The organism is Petrotoga sp. DB-2, assembly GCF_054051725.1.
Genome location: NZ_JBSVZD010000007.1, coordinates 41264 through 62495, shown reverse-complemented (window position 1 = coordinate 62495; position 21232 = coordinate 41264). Strand labels below are relative to the sequence as shown.

At 33.8% G+C, this 21232-nt stretch carries 15 protein-coding genes; 3 read left to right on the top strand and 12 right to left on the bottom strand.

What is annotated here, in order from left to right:
• Nucleotides 1–112 precede the first annotated feature (112 nt).
• Nucleotides 113–256: a hypothetical protein gene (locus ACW9JY_RS04215; protein ID WP_457283498.1), complete on the top strand. Its 144-nt coding sequence runs from the start codon at nucleotides 113–115 to the stop codon at nucleotides 254–256.
• 287 nt (nucleotides 257–543) lie between these two features.
• Nucleotides 544–5007, top strand: a complete 4464-nt coding sequence (locus ACW9JY_RS04210) for an acyl-CoA dehydratase activase-related protein (protein ID WP_457283497.1) — start codon at nucleotides 544–546, stop codon at nucleotides 5005–5007.
• Nucleotides 5008–5011: 4 nt separating this feature from the next.
• Here the strand turns inward: ACW9JY_RS04210 and ACW9JY_RS04205 are convergent, their stop codons facing one another.
• The 11 genes from ACW9JY_RS04205 to aspS form a co-directional block, all read right to left on the bottom strand.
• Complete coding sequence (locus tag ACW9JY_RS04205; RefSeq protein WP_457283496.1) at nucleotides 5012–6715, bottom strand: flagellar basal body-associated FliL family protein; 1704 nt, start codon at nucleotides 6713–6715, stop codon at nucleotides 5012–5014.
• Nucleotides 6716–6749: 34 nt separating this feature from the next.
• The gene (rsmA, locus tag ACW9JY_RS04200; protein ID WP_457283495.1) at nucleotides 6750–7577 is read right to left on the bottom strand and encodes a 16S rRNA (adenine(1518)-N(6)/adenine(1519)-N(6))-dimethyltransferase RsmA; all 828 of its coding nucleotides are present in this window, start codon (nucleotides 7575–7577) and stop codon (nucleotides 6750–6752) included.
• A 24-nt stretch (nucleotides 7578–7601) separates the two neighbouring features.
• Nucleotides 7602–10115 (bottom strand): polysaccharide biosynthesis/export family protein, encoded by a 2514-nt coding sequence (locus ACW9JY_RS04195; RefSeq protein WP_457283494.1) that lies wholly within the window; start codon nucleotides 10113–10115, stop codon nucleotides 7602–7604.
• A 28-nt stretch (nucleotides 10116–10143) separates the two neighbouring features.
• A complete protein-coding gene (locus ACW9JY_RS04190) occupies nucleotides 10144–10593 on the bottom strand; it encodes a tetratricopeptide repeat protein (protein ID WP_457283493.1) in 450 nt (149 codons plus the stop codon).
• Nucleotides 10586–12394, bottom strand: a complete 1809-nt coding sequence (locus tag ACW9JY_RS04185) for a hypothetical protein (protein WP_457283492.1) — start codon at nucleotides 12392–12394, stop codon at nucleotides 10586–10588. Before ACW9JY_RS04185 ends, ACW9JY_RS04190 begins: the two co-directional genes overlap by 8 nt.
• The gene (plsY, locus tag ACW9JY_RS04180) at nucleotides 12391–12999 is read right to left on the bottom strand and encodes a glycerol-3-phosphate 1-O-acyltransferase PlsY (RefSeq protein WP_103077211.1); all 609 of its coding nucleotides are present in this window, start codon (nucleotides 12997–12999) and stop codon (nucleotides 12391–12393) included. The genes ACW9JY_RS04185 and plsY overlap by 4 nt, the downstream gene beginning before the upstream one ends.
• A gap of 55 nt (nucleotides 13000–13054) precedes the next feature.
• Complete coding sequence (gene der / locus ACW9JY_RS04175) at nucleotides 13055–14371, bottom strand: ribosome biogenesis GTPase Der (RefSeq protein ID WP_457283511.1); 1317 nt, start codon at nucleotides 14369–14371, stop codon at nucleotides 13055–13057.
• Between the two features lie 100 nt (nucleotides 14372–14471).
• A complete protein-coding gene (locus ACW9JY_RS04170; protein ID WP_457283491.1) occupies nucleotides 14472–16070 on the bottom strand; it encodes a S1 RNA-binding domain-containing protein in 1599 nt (532 codons plus the stop codon).
• Nucleotides 16067–16921, bottom strand: a complete 855-nt coding sequence (ispH, locus tag ACW9JY_RS04165) for a 4-hydroxy-3-methylbut-2-enyl diphosphate reductase (RefSeq protein WP_457283490.1) — start codon at nucleotides 16919–16921, stop codon at nucleotides 16067–16069. The genes ACW9JY_RS04170 and ispH overlap by 4 nt, the downstream gene beginning before the upstream one ends.
• The gene (cmk, locus tag ACW9JY_RS04160; protein WP_457283489.1) at nucleotides 16911–17603 is read right to left on the bottom strand and encodes a (d)CMP kinase; all 693 of its coding nucleotides are present in this window, start codon (nucleotides 17601–17603) and stop codon (nucleotides 16911–16913) included. The genes ispH and cmk overlap by 11 nt, the downstream gene beginning before the upstream one ends.
• Nucleotides 17575–19374 carry an aspartate--tRNA ligase gene (gene aspS, locus ACW9JY_RS04155; RefSeq protein ID WP_457283488.1) on the bottom strand — a complete coding sequence of 600 codons (1800 nt, stop codon included), beginning with the start codon at nucleotides 19372–19374 and terminating at the stop codon, nucleotides 17575–17577. Before aspS ends, cmk begins: the two co-directional genes overlap by 29 nt.
• Nucleotides 19375–19481: 107 nt before the next feature.
• Between aspS and ACW9JY_RS04150 the strand changes: the two genes are divergently transcribed.
• The gene (locus ACW9JY_RS04150; RefSeq protein WP_169925166.1) at nucleotides 19482–20471 is read left to right on the top strand and encodes an S-layer homology domain-containing protein; all 990 of its coding nucleotides are present in this window, start codon (nucleotides 19482–19484) and stop codon (nucleotides 20469–20471) included.
• A gap of 52 nt (nucleotides 20472–20523) precedes the next feature.
• Here the strand turns inward: ACW9JY_RS04150 and ACW9JY_RS04145 are convergent, their stop codons facing one another.
• The gene (locus ACW9JY_RS04145) at nucleotides 20524–21177 is read right to left on the bottom strand and encodes a TIGR00153 family protein (protein ID WP_103077218.1); all 654 of its coding nucleotides are present in this window, start codon (nucleotides 21175–21177) and stop codon (nucleotides 20524–20526) included.
• Nucleotides 21178–21232: the final 55 nt, after the last annotated feature.

Sequence of the window (21232 nt, the reverse complement as noted above, 5' to 3'; positions counted from 1 at the left end):
CCAAAATATTTAAAAGCCAGTATTTTTTGAATCAAAGAATGTACTCATATGATTTTCGTAAAATTGGGAAACAAAAATTCTTATCTATTACGCACAAACATTCTACGAAGGAATGAAAAGTGAAAAAGAAGAGGAAATCGTGAACTTGGTCAGATATGTGTGGCATGGAACACAAAGATATGGAACGGTAGTATGGTCTTTCGGTGAAGAAGCTTATGAAATAATAAAAGAACTGCTATTTTTAAGGAGAAATTAAAACCTTTGGATAGAATTTGAAGCACTTTTAAACAAGATCCTGGCCTTTAGAAAAAATAGTAGAAAAATTTTCTGACTATAATTTACAATGTTTTACTTTAGCCCCTTTAAGGGGCTTATTTTTTTATTTGTAAAAAAACCTTAAGAAACTTGATTGTGGTTGTAAAAAGGTATATCATAATAGTGGGAAGAAAAAGGATAGGGTGGGCTGTGGGGCAAATGGGCGCTAAAGTAGGTTTTAGAGTTTTTAAAGAAAAATTTTATAATTTTAGGGAGTGAAAAAGGTATATGTATTACGTTGGTTTTGATATTGGATCCTCGAGTATTCACGTAGCGGTCATTGATGAAGAAGGAAAACTAAAATACGTTAAAGAAAGTATTCCACATTTTGGTGTGCCTTTAAAAAGGCTACCCGAGATTTGGGAATCGATAAAACCTGAATTGGATGGGGAAATACTTTCCACATCGTTCACTGGAATAGGTGCGCAACTTTTTAACAAAGTTTTTCCGGAACTCTTGTTTGATTACGAGAGTGTTACTATTCCCAAAGGTGCTGCTTTTCTTGAACCAAACGTTTCCTATGTATTCCACATTGGAGCAAAGGACTCCTATTTTTTAAGACTTGGACATCTCAAAGACAAGGTGAATCTTTTAGAGTGGTCAGCTAATAGCAAATGTGGTGGCGGTTCGGGGATTTTAGTTGAAAAACAGTTGAAAAGGTTATACTTAAAAAACGATTCTGAGTTTTTTCAGTTAGATGATTACTCACAAAAAATTAAACTAATGAAAAGATTATATGTGCAAGCAGAGAACGAGGTGAAAGATTACAGCGATATTCAAGGCTTCAACGCGAGATGTGGTGTTGTAATTCAATCAGATTTGATACATGAACAAAATGAAGGTGCTCAAAGGCCTTTTTTAGTTGCAAAATTGTACTCTACAGTGGCAAGAAATTATAAAAATGACGTGATTGGAGCGAGGGAACTTGATCCTTCTCTTTCTGCAATAGTTACAGGTGGAGTCTTTTCAAGTGATTATATCCTAAAAAGTTTTAACATGTTAACCAATTTAAATGTTAAAAGGCCTAAGTACCATACGGCGATTGGAGCAATTGGAATAGCTTTGGAAGCGTTAGAAAAGAAGAATAAATTTGTGATAGATTTTAACAGACTTTCTGAAATCTCTAATTTTACAAGGAGTAAACGTCCCTATGCTAAACCTCTTTATGCCTTCCTTGATAAAGTTCACAACTATGAGGGAAAAATTGAGCAAGTGCAACCTGATGTGGTTAGAGACGTCACCATAGGAGTAGATGGTGGTTCAACTACCACAAAAGCCGCGATTGTGGACGTTGAAACGGGAGATCTTTTAGACAAGATCTACATCAGCACCCACGGCGATCCAGAAAAGGCTCTTAAAGAAGTGTTTAGACACTTAGCCAAAAAATCTAACAATTATAATGTCCTTGGGGTATGTACTACAGGATCAGCCAGAAAATTGTACGAAAGAATTTTGGTAAGTCAAAAGAAAAAAGAAGCTTTAGAAGAGGAAGGATACACAGTTTTAGATGGAGCCGTTGATGAAGTCACATGTCACGCCAAAGGAATTAAATTTCACGATGAAAAGATCGACACAATATTTGAAATCGGTGGACAAGATATGAAGTTCACTTCTTTCAAACTTAATGGGGAAGAAGCTACAGATCAGATAAAAGAAGCTAGGATGAATTATTCATGTCAAGCTGGGGCAGGTCAAACATTGGAAAATATGGCTCAATTGTTAGGATTGGATGTTAAATCAACACTTCAAGAAGCAGCATTGAAGGCTGAAAAAGTGCCAATTATAGATTCTACATGCGGCGTTTTCATGGAGATGGAAGAAAACCGTTTAATTTCTGAGGGTTTTTCACAAGAAGAGATAGCGGCAGCGATAGTTAGATCCACCGCAGCTAGTTATTTTAATAAGTTTGTTGGAGGTCCACAACATGTCCAAAACAAATGCTCTTGTCAAGGTGGACCGGCTTTGGGCAAAGCTTTCCTGGCGGCAATGGCACAAGTTACGAATAAAGATATCTATGCCTATCCCCACAGAGAGTTGTTTGGAGCATGGGGAGCAGGTCTTTTTCTAAGAGAAGAGATATTGAAGCTGAAAAAAGAAGGAAAAGAAGCACGCTCAGCTTTCAGAGGCTTCGAAGTAGTGGATATGAAATTTGAAAAAGAAGAGGTAATGTGTTCAGATTACTTCGGGAAATTGTCCTGTAAGGTAAGAAACTGCAAATTGAAAATCTTTACCATCGGTGGGGAAAAAGTTATAACCGGTGGTTTTTGCCCAAGAGGTAACAGTGAAGGGGCAGAAAAAACAAAAGTAGATTATGTTGAAGTTTATCATAGATTGTTTGAAAAACATTTTGAAGGTATCAATTACGAAAAATTGGACGAAATAAATGTCGATAACGAAAAAACGGTAGGTATTCACAGGGCTGGAGTAACTTTAGGAGAAATAGGGGTTTGGTCTGCAGCATTGCTTAGTAAAATAGGATTTTTACCGGTATTATCTCCAATTTCAGATGAAGAAATCGCACAAAGAGGTATTAATATTGCTCCTACAGAGTTTTGTATAGCAATGAAACTTGTTGTAGGACACGGGGATCTACTGGCAAAAGATAAAAAGATAAAACATCTGTTTAACCCGTCGGTTATTGAAGAAGTAAGAGATAAAAAACCAATGAGAAAATTCTGCATATATACTGAGGCTGAAGGTTACTTGTTACAAGACATATTGGGATTGGAAGAAGACAGAGAGATTCTTCCTGTTCTTTACTGGAAAGATAAAGAAAGGTCAGCTCAAGCGATATACGATGAATTAAAAAGAATTGGTTACGATATTTCCAAAGAAAAGATATTGGAAGCTATCGATTATGCCGATCAAAAGTTAAAAGCGTTCAAAAGTGATTTACGCAAACAAGGGGAAAGATTCTTAAACAAATTAGAAAAAAGTGAAGAGATAGGGTATGTAGGATTAGGGAGAGATTATGTTGTACTAGACCCTCAAGCTTCCTCACAATCAGGTTCTATGTTCACCAAGCAAAGAGGTATGAATTATATTCCACAAACTTTTTTGGAAGAGTATTACAAGGATATTCCTATAGACGACCTTTCTTTCAACGAATACTGGTATCAAAATGCTCATATTCTCCAAGCTTCTATATTCGTGGCACAACATCCAAAACTATTTCCAATAAGACAGATGAATTTTGCTTGCGGACCAGATTCGGTGAAATTTTATCATGAAGATGAGATATTCAAAAGAGCAGACAAACCATTTTTGCATTTAGTAACAGATGCTCAAACCAACAACGCCCCCTTTGTTACAAGAGCTGAGGCACACGATCGGGTTGTAAAAAAGAGTAAACCAAAAACTGATTTGGAGTTCAAAGATTTTGTCTTATTCCCAGATGGTCATAAGGACAAATTAAAATTAGGGCAAAGGCAGTGGCTCATTCCTTACATGGGTGAGGCTAGTAACCTGGGAAAAGCTATGCTAAAACATTACGGAATAGAAGCGAAGGTCTTACCAACGGCCACAATTCAAGCTAAAGAAGCAGCCGATAGGTTCATCACAACGGAAGTTTGTTTCCCGTTAAGAGGTGTTGTTGGTGATGCGATGGCAACTTTGGAAGAAATAGCCGAAGATAAAGGAAAGGATTGGATAAATGACAATACTGTTATTTTCTTGCCGACCACTTCCGGCCCATGTCGTTTTGGTAAGTACGGAGAAGTTCTAAAGATTTTTTTACACAAAGAAGGACTCGATAACATCCCTATAATCAGCCCTTCTGTTGATACGGGTTACCTGCAGATAGAGGCACCGGAACAGTTTAAAACCATTTACCAAAAAGCCGATGCATTAATAAATGTATTCAGGGCAATAAAAATGGCGGATATGACGGATGATTTAATTAGAAGATTCAGGCCATATGCAGATGATTTTTCTGATTTCGACGAAACTACCCAAAAACTCTGGGAAAGTCTGCAACAATTATTGATGGAAAAAGGCGGTTCTATAAAACATCTAAAAAGATGGGTGAAAGACGCTATAGATACTTTTACAAAGTTATCTCCAAGTGCAAAAAAGCATTCACTTCCCTTGGTTTTGTACATAGGGGAAATATATTCAAGACAACATGATCCTTACACAGATTATGTAATGCAAAGGATAGAAGAGGAAAGGTTAGAAATAATCAGAGGGACTATAGCTGAATGGTTAGAGTATGTGATTTACATTAACGAAAGAAGAAATCCCAACTTGCTTTTCCGGTTTGTGGATAATTATATGGGTTTCACCGATTGGCGTTTCAAAAAAATTTTTGGGGCGTATTCTAAAGACCACGCTGTTTTGCCTAAACCCCAAAAAATCATCGATGATATGCAAAAGAGTAGAAAGTACCATGGAGATATTGTAGGAGAATCACCATTAGTAATTGGAATATTTCTAAAATTTTTAAATGGTGAATTGACGAACGGCAGGCAAAAAGTTTCTGGAATATTCCATGTGGGACCGTTCACTTGTATGCAAGAAGGGGTGGCGATGGCAAAAATGGACGCCATCACCACAGAAGTATCTAAACGAGATCCTTCGTTAGTTGTCCCCATGATTCATGCGTTTTTCGGAGATTCTGCCAATACAAATCTTGAAGCTGAAATTGCAGCATTCAGAGAACAATGCTATCTCAAACATAAATTGACAAAATAGAAAATCATTCTACTCTAGAAACATCTAAAGTTACTTCTTTTATACCGTTTGTGGTGTTTGTTTGAAATAGTTCATTCAAGGCTGAAAGCAATTTGTTCTCAATTTCGGCAATTGTTTCGTTACTTTTAAAATCTTCAGGATTATAAGTTGAAAATATGAGTCTAAGAGTGTCAAACACTTGCGAAAAAGAATTTTCTACAGTTTCTTTCATTTCTGCGTTGGTTACTAATAAGGAATATTCCGTCACAAAAACACGGTTGTTAAGGTTGACTCTAACCGGGTACTCGCCTTTGATAATTTCGACTTTTAAGTCTTGCTGAGTTTGAATATACCTGATTTCAGGTTCTAACGCACCATAGAATTTTATGTCAGTGTATCCAAGAAATTCTGGATTACGTGGATTATCTTTAATTGAGTACACACTAACTTGTCCATTTTCAAATCTAGCGTATAAATAGCCATTAGCGATTTTAATTCCGTTAATACCCGCTAAATTTAAGTTTTCTAGTAGCCTGGGAGAATTAGGTTTGCTTATTTCTGCGATGCTTAAGCCATCCATATGTCTGAGTATATAAAGATAGTTATCGTGATTAATTACATCTGTGACGTTTCCAGGTGTGTCTATTGTGGCAATTTCTTGTGGATTATTTGGATCTGTAACTTCATATATAGTTACTCCCATTTCTCCACTTGGAGAGTACAGGTAGACTTTTTCATCAGGAACTACTTTTGTGGAAAATCGTACTTGAGAAGTAGATTCCCCACCTTTTTGATCTTTTGCAACAATTCTTAAGGTGTAACTTTTCCCCATTTTCAAGGAATCAAATTGATAAAAATAGGTATTGATATTTTCTGCTATGAGTTGCTCCTGTTCGGAATCAGCGATTAAATATAAGTCAAAAATCAAAGAATCTCCATCGGGATCCTCCGCTTGCCATACAAAGTATACATTTGGCTCGCTTAATTGTTGATTTGCAGATGGAGATAAGATTATAGGACTATTGGGGGGACTATTTTTTTGAAAATAATAGTTTTCAGAGAAATCATAAACCATATTGTTTTTAACAACAGCAAATTTCAGATCCAATCCTTCTGACGGCACTGAACTTAAAATAACGGTATTTTGAGTGGAAGTTCTAAAAGGTTCATAAATTCCATCACTGTTTTTTCTATAAATTAAATATTGGTCATAATCTTGTGGAAGCGTTATGTATAAATCGTTATTATCCCATCTGTAATCTATTTGATATTTTAAAGGTAATTTTTCAAGATTTATGGTTAGTGTTTTATCTTCATTCACAAAGAATTCTGGGTTGTTATAGTAGTAATATGCGAGACCAGAATCATCGACGGCCATAATATTCAGCTGATAAGTTCCTTCTTCTATCGATGTTAATTCTATACTTTCTCCAATGGGGAAAGATGCTTCGTAAGTATTGGCTCCCATCAATTCAACTTTTATTTCTTTGTAGGGTTCTTGTACATCTTGAGACTTTACTATTTCATAGTTGATCGTTACATTATAATTTCTACCAAAAAACAACAGGGAAAATATTATCACTATACCAAGCACAACTATTGCAATAATAGTTGTAATTATAATTAATCTCTCTCTGTTTTGTGGCGGTTTCTTTTCTTCTTGGTTGATTAAACTTTCGTATTCTAATTTATTTTCATTCTTATTTTCAGAATTGTTCTCTTCAGCCATTGCTATCCCTCCAAAGATAATTATATTGTCGCCTTTAGGAACCTTCTTTAGCGTCCCTTCGCCCCAACAATTTTTTGTACAACTCTATATATGTTTCTAAGGGAATATCTTCCGGTCTAGATGACGGATTAATCTGTACCTCACTTAGATATTTTTCCGTATCAGGTATTATCTCCTTTAGATTGTTTTTTATAGTTTTTCTTCTTTTAGAAAAACATTTGTGAACAAATTTCATGAAATCTTTTGGATCTATTTCTTCTACATACTTATATATAGGTTTAAACTTTAATATTACTGAATCTACTTTTGGAATTGGTACGAAATTGTTTTTAGATACATCCATGATTTTTTCAACGGTACAATAAGTCTGGACGAATATACTTAAAGGGCTGTAACTTTTTTTTGATTTCGCCATCAACCGTTGTCCAAACTCTTTTTGAAACATAAAAATAGCGTATTCAAATTTTGGTGACTCTACAAATATCTTTTCTAATATTTTTGAAGAGATATAATATGGGATGTTTGCGATATATTTCAATTTTGGAATATCTTTGAATTTAGAAAGGTCCGTGTTTAGGAAATCTTCAAAATGTATTTCTACATTATTTGAACCTTCAAACCTTTTTTCTAACAGTGGTTTTAGCCTTTCATCAATTTCAAAAGTTATTACTTTTTTTGCTTTCCTTGCCATCTCTTCTGTAAGGATTCCGTTGCCGGTTCCAATTTCGATTATTACATCATTTTCATCGATTTCACTTTTTCGGACTATTTCCCGAGATACATTAGAGTTAGACAAAAAATTTTGACCCAACCCTTTTTTTAATCTGATATCGTACTTCTTAAGCCATTCAGAAGTTTTCAAAGAAATTTCACCTTTCTTGTCTTATTAAAATAGACCAGATACACTTGTGTATGTTTCAGCACCGGTTTTAATAAAATTCATGAATGTTTGTACCGTACTCATAACTTCTACGATGTTGGTTAGTGTGTTTTTTGGAATGTAGATAATGTCTTTTGGTTTTACTTCTGGGTTCATCCCAGTTTTTACGGGGGCTGCGTTTATTATTCCAGATAAGTCCAAAGTTACGGGTGGATTTTCTGGGCCATCTTTGAATAAGTATACCGTTGTTAATTGAGCCGATTTAGAGGCGTTTCCGGCTTTGAGTACAGCATCTAGCACTGTCATGCCTGCATTGTATGAGATAATACCGGGTTCTGCTACTTCTCCAAAAACGTAAACAACTTGCTCTTCTGCTGGTGGTACGTAGACTATAGATCCAGGGTTAACGAGTACATTTCTTAAAGACTCTACATCTTTTATGTCGACTTTTATTTCTTCGTTGTTTTTTGTGTAGATGAAAATGCTCTCTTGATTTTTCCAATCGATAGCTGAGTTAGATAGTATCTCAACCAAGCTCATAGGAACATCTGTTCTTAAACTTTTTGGAGAAGGAATATTTCCCAAAACGGCTATGTATGAACCACTCACTTCTGGTTGAACAACGACGTATGAACCTTTAGGAACTTCCATCATTAAATTATTTAACAATTCTTCAGAATTTATCGTTTTTATAGCTTCATTGTTTTGGTAGATTGTGATTGTTCCGGTATCTACAGGAGAGAATCCATTTACTGACGAGAAGATATCTATTAACCTCACATTTTTTTGTTGGATAATTTGTGTTTCTCCTGCCTTGTAGACAATAACTTGGTCTGGAGCAATTTTGGAAATTTCTACAAAGACTTTGCCCTCTAGTGGAATATTTTTTAAACTGTCAAATTCATTCGCTGTTAAAGTTCCCATTTTTTCACCGATTTGATATCTAACTTGGTAGGATTCATCTAAGTTTAATGGGAGCAACAATTCATACAAACTTTCTCCTTGATTGTATTCTATAACATCGGAGACTTCTCCGAATATATACGCCATTCTTAATTCTGTATCGGCTATTATCGTTGAGCCAGAACTTAGTATAATATCTTTCAACATAGTCAAGTTATTTGGGTCGACGGTTAAACTTTTTGTGCTCCCGGAATTATCCACGATAACCAAATTACCAGAAAAATTACTACTGAAACCACCAGCTAATCCAACTATCTTATCCATGCTTATTTCTTCGTTGGGTAAAAATTCAACCTTTCCCGTTGTGTTGAATGCTCCACTTAAGTAAACGTAGTTTCTTTTAAGTGTAATTTGGACAAAATCACCTTTTTTTAATTCAGCATTTGAATTTACGGGTTGGTTGTTTACTCGAATTTTTTCCACATTTTCTTCGCTTATACCAACTTTAGTTAAGAGTGTTCTGATGTTCATTCTTTCTTGTTTTTCAAAGTCGATTCTTTTTGAAATTTCTTGTGAACTTACGTATACATAATTTTCAAATTTATTTATTATTACGGTATCTCCAGGTTGTAAGAGAAAATCACTTCCTTGAGTTATTTTCTGCAAAGACACTTTGTACGTTTGTTCCCCTCTTACAACAGTTATTTCATCATTTACTTGGTTTAAAGGTAAGTTTATATCAGAACCAGAGGAAATCATAGTTATTACAGATTTTATTCCCATACCTTCAAAATAATCTAAAGTAGCCGATCCGAAATCAGAAAAAACAAGAACATTATTCGTATAGTTGTAAGGAATTATTACTGTGTCACCTGGTTGTAAGGAATAATCCTCTTTTTTTACTATTTCATCAAATGGGACTTCTTGAATTTCTGCCTCTCGTACAATCATTATTTTTGTAGGTATCTTATTAGTTGGAATATTCATGGAAGAGATAACGGTTTTCAACGTCAAACCTTCATAGTAATCTAATGAGGAGGTGCCGAAGTCTGAAAAAACAGTGACTTTATTTGTATAATCGTAAGGGAAGAGAACAAAGTAATTTTCATATATATAAGGATCTTCACCAGCTTCTCCGCTTTTAATCCATGCAATATTAACTTTTTGTTCCTTTCCATCGGGAGATTTGATTAACGCGTAAGAGGATTTAGTGATATCTTTTATCCCACCAGCTAAGCCGATTAGATCTGAAAGCTTAATCTTTTCGTTTTTTATGTCAATAACTCCGTTTATGTTGGTGTTTCCTAAAACCGTTACCGAAAATGGGGCATACTGGGTGATTCCAACCGTAACTTTATTAGTTTTTATATAACTCTCCATTTTATTCGATATTTCGTTTTCGATTTCTTCTAAAGTTCTACCTTCCGCTTTTATTCTGCCAATAGGAGGTACCGTGATGTCTCCTTCTGGTCCAACAACTGCATCGGTTATTGAATATTCAGGATATCCCAGAACCCAAATTCCTAAGGTGTCACCCATCCTTACGTTATATGAAAAAGTAATAATTGGTAAAACCAAAAGAAATAAAAGAACGACAATAAAATGACCTTTTTTCATTTTTTATCCTCCCCACTAAATTTTTTTGTTATATCATTTTTTCTATTAGTTCCAATTCTTGAGAATCGTAACCTGAGATTTTTAAATGACTTACTATTTTTTTTGCAACTTCACTGTTCCCACTTTTTAACGCGGCTTTTGATTTTATAATCAAAAAGTTTATTTTGTTTTGTCCATCCTGAGGTTCTTTTAAATATAATATATCTTCGTACTTCTTTATTTCGTATAATGAATGGGCAAGGTAAAGGTTTGTCTCATCTAAGTCTATACCTTTTTCTAAAGCAAGTTCTAAAAATTTACTAGCTTTTTCGTAATCTTCACTTAGCATATAACAGACCCCAATGTTATGATAGAACATAGGATCTTCAGGAAGTAAAGATATCGCTTTTTTATAATATGAAGCAGCATTTAGGTAATTACCTTTTTCTAACATGGTGTTTGCTTTTTGGTTGTAATAATATGCCAGTTCTTTACTCATTTATATCACCTTCAGTGTAGTAAAAAAGGGTATCGACTAAAATTTTATCTTCTAATAATAGAGAAACACTGGCTGGATTTATTCCACTGATTATTGGAGGGAATAAGTTGTATTCTATATAATCAATAGGTTTATAAGAAACTTTCAAATAATCTTTGAGGTATTCTTCTTGGTTTTGATCTATAATGCCTCCTCCGCTCATGAAGGCAAGGTTTTCTAAGTTTGTATTAACTTCTTTTCCATTGGTCAGGTGAAATAAAGAGCTACTTGAAAGGATAAAAGGTATCGTCTTTTCAGGGGTTAGTTCCATGTTGATTTCACCGTGAGTTAATATCTTCGAATCGGTATTAATTTGTGGCACATGAACTTGGAAGAGTTCATTAATTTCGTATTCATATGTATCTGATATCGAATAAGTACGGTGATAATTGAAGGGTACTCTTCCCCCCGAATCCATTACGTATATATTTTTGGTCAAAAAATCCATTTTTTCGCCTGAGATATCGTTAATATTAAATTTTAAGGTTACTGTTCTGTCGTTTTTGCTATATTTTAAACCATATAAATTTAAAATATATAGATTACTTTCTGTATTTGAATCTATTCTTTCTAAGTAAACTTTGTTATCGTCTAAATCCGTAAGGATAAGCACACCATTTTCAATTTTGACTTTTCCCCTGAATTGACTGATATTTTCACCGCTAAAACCATCATCGATTGGCTTGAGTTCTCCATCTTCTTCTAAAATTTCTATGCCATCTTCAAGAGAAGAAATTAAGATTTTATTCCATGGAAGAACGTCAAGAGAAATATAAGTTTTATTTGGCAGTTTTAGGATGTTCACTACTTCATTTTTTAATATATCGAAATTAAAAACGGATGAACTTGCGTAATCTAAAAGGTATAAATTATTGTGCCATAAGGCTCCATCGAGAAATGTTATTGAATGATCAAATTTCTTTTGTTGAAGTATTTCACCGTTGTAACCTATAATTTTTATTTCATTGTTGTATGGATCATATCCGACCAGTCTTCCGGCGTTATCAATATCGTAAATTATAAAGGGAAAATCTTTCGTCAAAACTTCCATGTGGTTTTCAGTCTCGCTTGTTAATACCGTACTTTCCACCGTTGAATCGGTTTTAATTTCCTTTCTAACGATTGGAGAATAACTTTCAAAGTAGTAAATCCCTTGATCTGTACCTAGGTAAACTCTATTTAGATTTTCGTCGGCGTTTATAGAATAATAATTTTTGTCTTTGTCTAATCTTATCCATGCTTCTTCGTAATTACTTGTTTTAAATATCAAGTGATTTTGAGAATCTAAGACGTACAAATTCGAATTGGTGATCTCACAGTCTACAGGATTATAAAATCTTTCAAAAGAATCTTTTACTCCTGCTGTTTGGCTGATTTCGAGAAATACAGGTGTAGCATAGTTGGAAAGTGAAAAGTTTTTGATACTGTCTATAAAACTCAACAAGGTGTTAGCTTCCTCATTTACGGTAGAAAATAATAGAGAATTTTCCAAGTCTTGAATAGCTTTGTCTATCATTCCCAACTGTAAATCCAATTTTGCTGCATAGTACCAAAGTTTAGGTATATCTGTTATGTATATTTCTCCGCTCATTGCTTGATTCAATTGAACACGTGCCTCGTATTTTTTCCCTTCAAATAACAACTGGAGACTTTCCGAAAATAGTTCTCTAGAGTTTAATTCACTTTCCGATAATTCTTGAGAGAATATCCAAACGTTCGTCAGCAAAAGATAGATAAAAAGGGGAATGATTGCTTTTTTCATTTGACTTTTTCTTCCTTTGTTAGGATTTTTATAATGTCTGTTTTATTTTCAGAATTAGCTAGTAACCTTTTGATATTCGATCTATGTTTATACAAGCTCAGAAAAAATAAAAGTGTATAGGTAATGCCCATTTTTAAATTCCAAAAATAACTTAAGATAGCAGTTATAAGCAGACCTAAAAGGGATGATAAAGAAACATATTTGGTTGATAATTCGACGGGTATCCAAATTAACAAAAATATCACACCTAACATAGGACTCAAAGCAAAATAACCGCCTAACGTAGAAGCAACTCCTTTTCCACCTTTGAATTTTAAAAAAATTGGATAGTCATGACCTAACACAAGGACTATCAAAGAAAAATAAGTAATCCACGAATCAACGCCAAAAATCAGTCTTATTATTAAAATGGGAATGAATGCTTTCAAAAAATCAAGGATGATTGATAGTAATCCCCATTTTGGCCCCAAAGTCCTTAAAACATTGGTTCCTCCAACGTTTCCGCTACCAGTTTTTCTTATGTCTATTCCTTTACTCCATGGAATCAAGAAGCTGAAAGGAATCGATCCACATAGATAACTGATAATCAAAGCAGCAATGGACATATAATTTCCTCCCTGAAATAGGATTTGTAAGGTGTTAAAAATTTAAAAACAAATTTCAGAGTGTTTTTTGTTTGGTGTTGGTTGTTTTTTGGTTTTTTCTTGCTTCAAATTTTAAAAATATAGGTGAACCAATAAAAGGATCGATATAATTTCGTATCATATTTCTCAAACCTTGTTGATAATATTTTGGTATATCGTATGGTAAATTTGAATAGAATACGAAAACAGGAGGTCTAGTCCCTACCTGTGTAGCATAGTAAAATTTTATTCTTTTTCCTTTTTTAATTGGCGGTGGAGTTACAAGTGTGTATTTTTCTAAGGCTGAATTCAACGCACTTGTAGGGATTTTTTTGTTTCTTGATGTCTCAACATCTTCTATGGCAGTTATTAATTCTTGAATCCCCCATCTTTTGGGGGCTGATGTGAATACTAATGGACTGTAATTTACAAAGTAGAGTTCTTTTTCAAAGTATTTAAAAAATTCTTCTTTTCTCTTGTGGTTGTGACTAACTAGATCCCACTTGTTAAAGGCTACAATGGTTCCCTTTCCTCTTTTTTCAGCAATACCTATAATGCTTTTGTCTTGATGGGTTATGCCTTCTGTTGAATCAACTACTAAAATTACGACATCTGACTTTTCAACAGCTTTGATCGTTCTTGATATTGAAAACATTTCGATACTTCCATAATGAATAGTACTTTTTTTTCTCATTCCAGCTGTATCTATGAATCTGAAGGTCTTATCGCCAATCTTAACTAGATGATCAATGGCATCTCGGGTAGTTCCAGGTATTTCAGAAACAATGGCTCTTTCTGAACCAAGTATGCTGTTAAAAAGAGAAGATTTTCCAACGTTGGGTCGCCCAACGATAGAAACATTTATTTCTCTGTTATCAACTTCTTTATCAACGGGTTCTACTGAATCTAAGCCAGAAGTTTTTAAAGTGTTTGTGATAGTATCCATTAAAGTAAAAATGTTTCTGTTGTGTTCGGCGGAAACAGGGATCCCTTCACCAAAGCCTAGAGAATATATTTCTGGTTTTACCTCCAACTCGTATTTTTCAAAATTCTCTGCCTTGTTAACAACTAAGATAACCCTTGAATTGGTCTTTCTTAAGTAGTCAGCAATGTGATAGTCTTCTGAGGTAAGTCCAATCTTTCCATCGATTACAAATACTACCAAAGATACGTCTTTTAAACTCTCAAAAATTATTTGTTTCTGTCTTTCTTCTATCTTATCTTCCGGTTGTTCGAATATACCACACGTATCAACCAATGTAAAAGATACATCTTCCCATTGAATTGTGGCGAATATATTATCCCTCGTTACACCGGGCATATCGTGAACTATTGATTTTCTTTCACCTATCATTCTGTTAAATAATGTTGATTTTCCCACATTGGGTTTTCCAATTATGAGGACCGTCGGTTTTTCCAAGTTATTCCACCTCTTGTTTTTTTACTGAAGCTATTTACTCTTCGTTCATTTCATTCATTATTTTTAACGCTTCTTCTTTTTCTCTTTCTTCTTCTAGATGTGTTACACTTATAATCATATTGCCCCTTTTAAATTCATTTTCAAGACCGATCTCTAAAACTTTCGCTTCTATTTGATCGCCAATCCTATATGTTTCTTCGAGACTTTTTGAATTTGTAGAAGCCTTGCTTGCAGGTAGATAAGCCTCTACTTCGTAATCATCGATGAGTACTATTGCTCCTTTATCTAAAAAACGGATTATTTTTCCTTTAACTGTATCACCTGGTTTTATCTCCTGTGAAGCCTTTTTCCAAGGATTTTCTTTTGTTTCTCTAACTGATAGTCTCATCTTTCTGTTATCCTTGTCTATTTTTATTATTTTTACTTTGATCTTTTGTTTTTCCTGAAGAACCGTAGAAATATCGTCTACAAAATCCCAAGAAAGTTCTGAAACGTGTAGGAATCCAGTGATCCCTTCGTCTATTTTTATAATCGCTCCATTATTTAGAACCTTTTCGACGGTTCCTGTAACAATGTTTCCTTCGTTGTACGTTTCTTCTAGGGTTTCCCAGGGATCTCCTAAAACTTGCTTATAACTTAAATTAATCTTTTTATTCTCTTTGTCTATATTCAATATTTTAACTTGAACATTGTCTCCAACTTGTACTACATCGCTTATTCTACCTTTCCTGCCCCAGAATACTTCCGTTTCATGAACCAAACCTTCTAAACCTTCATCAAACTTAACAGTAAAACCAAAAGGTAATATGTTGGTTACAGTACCTTGAACAATGCTTCCTACAGGATACTTTTCGTCCAGTGTTATCCAAGGATCTTCTTTCAAACGTTTAAGAGATAGTGAAATTCTTTTTTTCTCGCTGTCCAATTTGATTATTACAGCTTTGATCTTTTGACCCACTTTTAGATAATCTTTTATTGAGATCTTCTCGTTCCAGCTAACCTCACTTGCTGGTATGAGGCCGTTAAGATGATCGTTCAATTTTACAAATGCGCCAAAATTTTTTATATCCTCTACAACACCATCGATTACCATTCCTTCTTCGTATTCAATGAAAGTTTGGCTGATTTTTTCTTCTACATAATCTCTTCTTGAGACGACTATGTTTTTTCCATTTTTAGAAATAACTTTAGCCATTTTTTCTCCCTTTGGTAAATCGTCTTTAGGTCTTAATAAAGATAGTGAACCAGGAAGGAATGCGTTGACAATACCTTCGATCAGAACGCTATAACCTTTTTTTAATTTGTTTTTAAAAATGATTGGATAATTTTCCCCTTCTTTTATCTTACTTATAGTTTCGCTCCAAACAGCCCTTTTTTCAGAGGCAAAGTTTAACCCTTCTGCATCATTTGTTTTAGTTATTTCTACTACTATCTTTTGACCTACTTGATATTCTTGTAGTGGTTTTATGAGTTCTCCTTGACTTACAAACACATCTCCTGTTGCACCTTCCAAAGCAACCCATATACCATCACTATTTATTTCAAACACCTTTCCTTCTATTATTTTTCCTTTTTTTATTTCGTTTATCTCTTGTTCGTTCAAAAGTTTTTCAAAAGTTTTTTCTTCCATCATGAAAGATCCTCCTTCTTTTGGCGTAGATACTCCAGTACTTTGTCTAGCTCTGATTTTGGAGTGGATGAACCAGTAACTATTCCGATTTTGTCTTGTGGAGAGATTACTATTTCCTTAAGTTCTTCACCAGATTCGATATGATACGCTCTTTTACAATATTTCTTAGAAATACGGTATAGTTTTTGAGTATTGGAACTATTTTTCCCGCCTATAACTAACATCAACGTGCTTTTTTTTGAAAGTTCGAGTGTTTCTTTTTCCCTTAAGACAGTTTCAGAACAAATAGTATCTCTTATCAACACCTCCGTAAAAGAATTAATATTTACCATACCGGCTATAAAATTTTTATATTCTTCCTCCCCCATGGTTGTTTGTGATACAATCAATATCTTTCTTTGAGGTATTTTCACTGGAGAGAGTGTTATTAATAATTTACTCTCATCTACATTTCCTTTTAGCCCAAGTATCTCAGGATGGTCGGGTTTTCCATACACGACTACAAAAAATCCATCTTTTTGTTTGCCTTTTACGTATTTTACTAAATTTGTGACTATTGGGCAAGTCATATCAATAACTTTAGAGAATCGTTTTTTTAAAAAATCTTTTTCAGACTTTGAAATACCGTGGGCTCTGATGATTACTGTTTCATTTATAGAATCGTCTGGTATATCATCCAATTCTGTTATAGTTATCGCACCTGCTCTATTTAACTCTTCTATTACCTTTCTATTGTGTACCAACTCACCGTAAATATAAATTTTATTTCTATCAACGATGGAGTTTTTCACTTGATTGTAGGCTAACTGAACACCTGAGCAAAAACCGGTTCTTTTCGCTACATTAATCTCCATAAATACCTCTCTTTTCGACAATTTTTAGTACTTTTTGCAGAACTTCCTCTATGGATAGATTAGTAGTATCTATAATTATTGCATCTCGTGCTGGCTTTAATGGAGCTATAGAACGGTTTGAATCGTTGTAATCCCTACTTTTTATTTCTTCCAGTATATCATTGAAAGAAATATTACCTTTTTCCTCTTTTTCCTCATTCCATCTTCTTTTAGCTCTTTCTTCTAAAGAGGCGGTTAGATATATTTTTACATCACTATCGGGGAGAACTACCGTTCCTATATCTCTTCCATCAACCACTATACTGTCTTTTTCGGCAATTTTTTTTATTATCTCATTAACTTTTTTTCTGATAATATTATTCTGGGAATAAAGGGAAGCTAAATCACCGATTTTCGAGTCTTTAATGGTGGTGGTAATATCTTTTTCATCTAAAAAATAACGGTTGTTTTTTATTTCAATATTAAGTTTTTCTAAAATATTTTCTATATTTTTTGAATCTTTTGGGTCCACCTTTTTTTGATTTAGGTAATAACCAATGATTCTATACAAAGCTCCACTATTTAGATAATTTATCTTTAGTAAATTAGCTAATTTCTGTGCGATTGTAGATTTTCCTGATCCTGCCGGACCATCTATAGCAATCTTTATTTTTTTAGCTTTTTGAGCCATTTTGCATCTCACTCTTGTTTATTTTTTTCAAAGCGAGGTGTAATTCTTCCAATTGTTTTTCGCTGACTTCTGATGGGGCATCGGTCATAGGATCAGTTCCAGAAGCTGTTTTTGGGAATGCAATTACCTCTTTTATCGATTCTTCTCCTACAAGTATGCTCACCAATCTATCCATTCCAATCGCTATACCACCGTGAGGAGGAGCACCATATTTAAAAGCCTCTAACAAGAAACCAAATTTCTCTTTTGCCTCTTCTTTGCTCAAGCCTAAAATATCGAACACCTTTTCTTGTATATCTTGTTTGTGTATCCTTATGCTGCCACTTGCGATCTCATAACCATTTATAACAAGATCGTAGGATTGAGATTTGATTTTTAAAGGGTCTTTATTCTCGTATTTAGCTAAATCATCTAAGTTGGGCATAGTAAAGGGGTGATGTTCAGCTACAATTCTTTGTTCTTCCTCATTCCAAGAAAACATTGGAAAATCAGTAACCCAAATTATGCTGAATCCAGATTTTTTTTCGAATTCTTCTTTGATCATTTTAATTCTTAATTGGCCTAAAATCTGGTCTATTTTGTCTGTTTCTTCTAAAATAGCTAATAAAACGTCACCTTCTTTCATTATACCACGTTCTACTAAGATATTAATCTCTTTAGCTGCGGCTTTTTTTATATTTGACCTTATTTCTTTGTCACAAGCGATCCATATCAAACCCGAGCTTCCTTGTTCTTTTGCGAACTCTGTCAGGTCATCGAATTTTTTTCTAGAAAAATTTTTAGACCTGTCAGGGACAACAAAACCTTTTAATATAAGACCTTTATCTATCCCATTTTTTATAAAATTAGTCTCTGTATTTTGAAAATATGCTGTTAGATCAATAAATTCCATACCATACCGTATATCAGGTTTATCTGAACCGTATTTTTTTATTACTTCATCATAGGCGTATTTTTGAAACGGAATCTCTAATTCTTTGTAATTTATAGATTTTTCGAATATTTCTTTAATTAATTTTTCCGTTAGTTCAAATATATCCTCTTTTTCAACGAAAGATTGCTCTATGTCAATTTGTGTGAATTCGGGTTGCCTATCCGCCCTAAAATCTTCATCTCTGAAACAGCGAGCTATTTGAAAATATTTATCAAAACCTGATACCATCAGTAGTTGTTTGAAAAGCTGTGGAGATTGAGGTAAGGCATAAAAATTGCCTGGTTTTAATCTAGAAGGAACCAAAAAATCTCTTGCCCCTTCTGGTGTTGATTTTGTTAAGTAAGGGGTCTCAATTTCCAGAAAGCCTTCAGCACTTAGCGTATCTCTAGTGATTTTCATAACTTTGTGTCTAATTATTAAGTTCCTTTGCATTCGTTCTTTTCTAAGGTCTAAATATCTATATTTTAACCTTAAATTTTCCGAAATATCTTCTTCTATGTTGACGTATATTGGTGGTGTTTCAGATTCAGAAAGGATTTCTAAATTTGTTGCAAGTATTTCAATACCCCCAGTTGGCATATTTGGGTTTCTGTCTTTTTCAGGACGCACCCTAACTTTTCCTTGAATAGAAACAACGTATTCATTTTTTAATTTTAAGGCTTTTTGATAAATCGTATTGTTATCACTAGAATCGAAAACCGCTTGAGTTTTACCGTATCTATCTCTTATCAAAACAAAAATAATTCCACCTAAATCACGAATCCTATCTATCCATCCGTTTAAAATAACGATCTTATCTATATCGTCTTCGTTTAATTCTCCACAAGTGTGAGTTCTTTTTTGAAACAAAAATAACACCTCCAATTATTTTTCATCTTATTTTACCATTTTTTGTGGTAAAATAAAATCGATAACAGCAAAAAACTTAAAATTCTAAAATTCAGGAGGTGTATGTAGTGAAAAAGGTAGGTATTTTGTTTCTATTTTTATTTTTGGCTTTAGGAGTATTTTCACAGTCTTTTAAGGATGTTCCCATCAATCATTGGGCATATGACGCAGTTGAAAGGCTTTCTGGTATTGGCATAATTGAAGGATACCCCGATGGTACTTTTAAAGGATTAGAAAACATGAACAGGTATCAACTGACTGTCGCTTTGTCCAGAACGATTGATTACGTAGAACAAAGTATGGTTGAACCTTTAGCCCAAGATTTAGCAAATCTGGAAAAGACCGTAAGTAGTTTATCTGTACCACAAGGGGTTTCATCATCAGAATTACAACAACTTCAAACAAAATTAAACTCTTTTACAAGTGATCTTTCTAGTCTTCAGAGTTCCGTTTCGAGGTTGGATAGTTCGGTGAAGGAACTACAGAATTCTTATGAGTTGCTTGGTTATGCCACCACAAAGATAGATGAATTAGAGAGAAAGGTCAACGCCATATCCGTGCCTGTTGTAAGCGAAACTGACATTAGAAGCTTAGATAGCAGAGTAACCAATTTGGAAAACACTGTTGAAAGTCTGGATAATAATTATCAAAATCTTTCTCAAACGGTTGCTAATAACAATCAAGAAATAAAGTCGTTAAAAAATTCAGTCGGTACTTTACAAAACTCTTTTTCTAGTATCAATCAAGATATGGAGAAATTGAACGCTTTAACTGCTAACTTGAATTCGAAGATAGATTCTAAAGTTGATAAAACTGAGTTGACCTCGTTAAAGAATACTACTGACGAATTAAGTATTCAATTAAATAGTAATACCCAATCTATTACTGAATTGTCACAAAATTTGCAAACCGTTCAAAGTAGTGTCGACCAGCTATCTCAAGAGGTTACTGAGGTAAAACAAACAGCTGAGGGTGCTGGAGGAGTGAACTTCTTAGATATTATTATCTCGGTGGTAATTTCTGCAGGTTTATCTTTTGCTATAGTGAACTTTATGTAACAATGACCTTGATATAAAAAAACCGCTGGTTTTTTCGTGACCAGCGGTTTTTTCATTTAATGTTCCTTTTTAAGACTATAATTTCTAATTTATCAGACGCATCTTCAGCCTTATCAGCTATATCTCCTATTTGTAAAAAAAGATCTTTTAACTGCAATTTTTCGCATAACTCAAGGTTATTTATTTCAAACAATCTTCTTAGCATATCTTTCTCTAAGATATCTTCTTCATGTTCATGTAATTCAACTTTTTGAATATATTCACCACTTTTTTCTATATTTTCGAATACGTTTTCTATAGATTTTTTCAAGAACTTATAAGTTTTTTTTACCAATCGACTTTGTTCTAAGAAATCTGCTTTAAAGTCCTCAGGTATTTTAGGTTTTTGAAAAGCTAAGATTTCTGAAACGGTTTGGATTTTATTCATAACCTTATCAACAGCTTCTATTAATTCTAAAAGCTCACCTCTGAAATTTGGTAAAAAAGCTCCTTGATACATTTCACTTTCGGTTTTTCTTCTTAATGTATCAGCTTCGCTTTCTATATTAGATATTTGTTTTGATAATTCTACAGATTTTTCAATATCGTCGGTTACATATAATTCTACTGATTCTGTGAGTAAGTTTACTCCTTCTTCAACTTTTTCTAAATGTTTAGAAAAAAGTTTTATTACTTTCTCTTCCTTTTTTCCAAAAAAAAGTTTCATGGTGTACCCCCTCACATAACTTAAAAGAGCATCTTTAGAATTTTAAAAACTTCTT

What these genes read in the sequence shown, in the direction of transcription:
- plsY (WP_103077211.1), bottom strand. Translation starts at nt 12,999, where the DNA reads ATGTCCATTGCTGCTTTGATTATCAGTTATCTATGTGGATCGATTCCT.
- ACW9JY_RS04195 (WP_457283494.1), bottom strand. Translation starts at nt 10,115, where the DNA reads ATGAAAAAAGGTCATTTTATTGTCGTTCTTTTATTTCTTTTGGTTTTA.
- ACW9JY_RS04210 (WP_457283497.1), top strand. Translation starts at nt 544, where the DNA reads ATGTATTACGTTGGTTTTGATATTGGATCCTCGAGTATTCACGTAGCG.
- der (WP_457283511.1), bottom strand. Translation starts at nt 14,371, where the DNA reads ATGATAGGTGAAAGAAAATCAATAGTTCACGATATGCCCGGTGTAACG.
- ispH (WP_457283490.1), bottom strand. Translation starts at nt 16,921, where the DNA reads ATGGAGATTAATGTAGCGAAAAGAACCGGTTTTTGCTCAGGTGTTCAG.
- ACW9JY_RS04185 (WP_457283492.1), bottom strand. Translation starts at nt 12,394, where the DNA reads ATGAAAAAAGCAATCATTCCCCTTTTTATCTATCTTTTGCTGACGAAC.
- ACW9JY_RS04170 (WP_457283491.1), bottom strand. Translation starts at nt 16,070, where the DNA reads ATGATGGAAGAAAAAACTTTTGAAAAACTTTTGAACGAACAAGAGATA.
- ACW9JY_RS04145 (WP_103077218.1), bottom strand. Translation starts at nt 21,177, where the DNA reads ATGAAACTTTTTTTTGGAAAAAAGGAAGAGAAAGTAATAAAACTTTTT.
- ACW9JY_RS04205 (WP_457283496.1), bottom strand. Translation starts at nt 6,715, where the DNA reads ATGGCTGAAGAGAACAATTCTGAAAATAAGAATGAAAATAAATTAGAA.
- ACW9JY_RS04190 (WP_457283493.1), bottom strand. Translation starts at nt 10,593, where the DNA reads ATGAGTAAAGAACTGGCATATTATTACAACCAAAAAGCAAACACCATG.
- ACW9JY_RS04215 (WP_457283498.1), top strand. Translation starts at nt 113, where the DNA reads ATGAAAAGTGAAAAAGAAGAGGAAATCGTGAACTTGGTCAGATATGTG.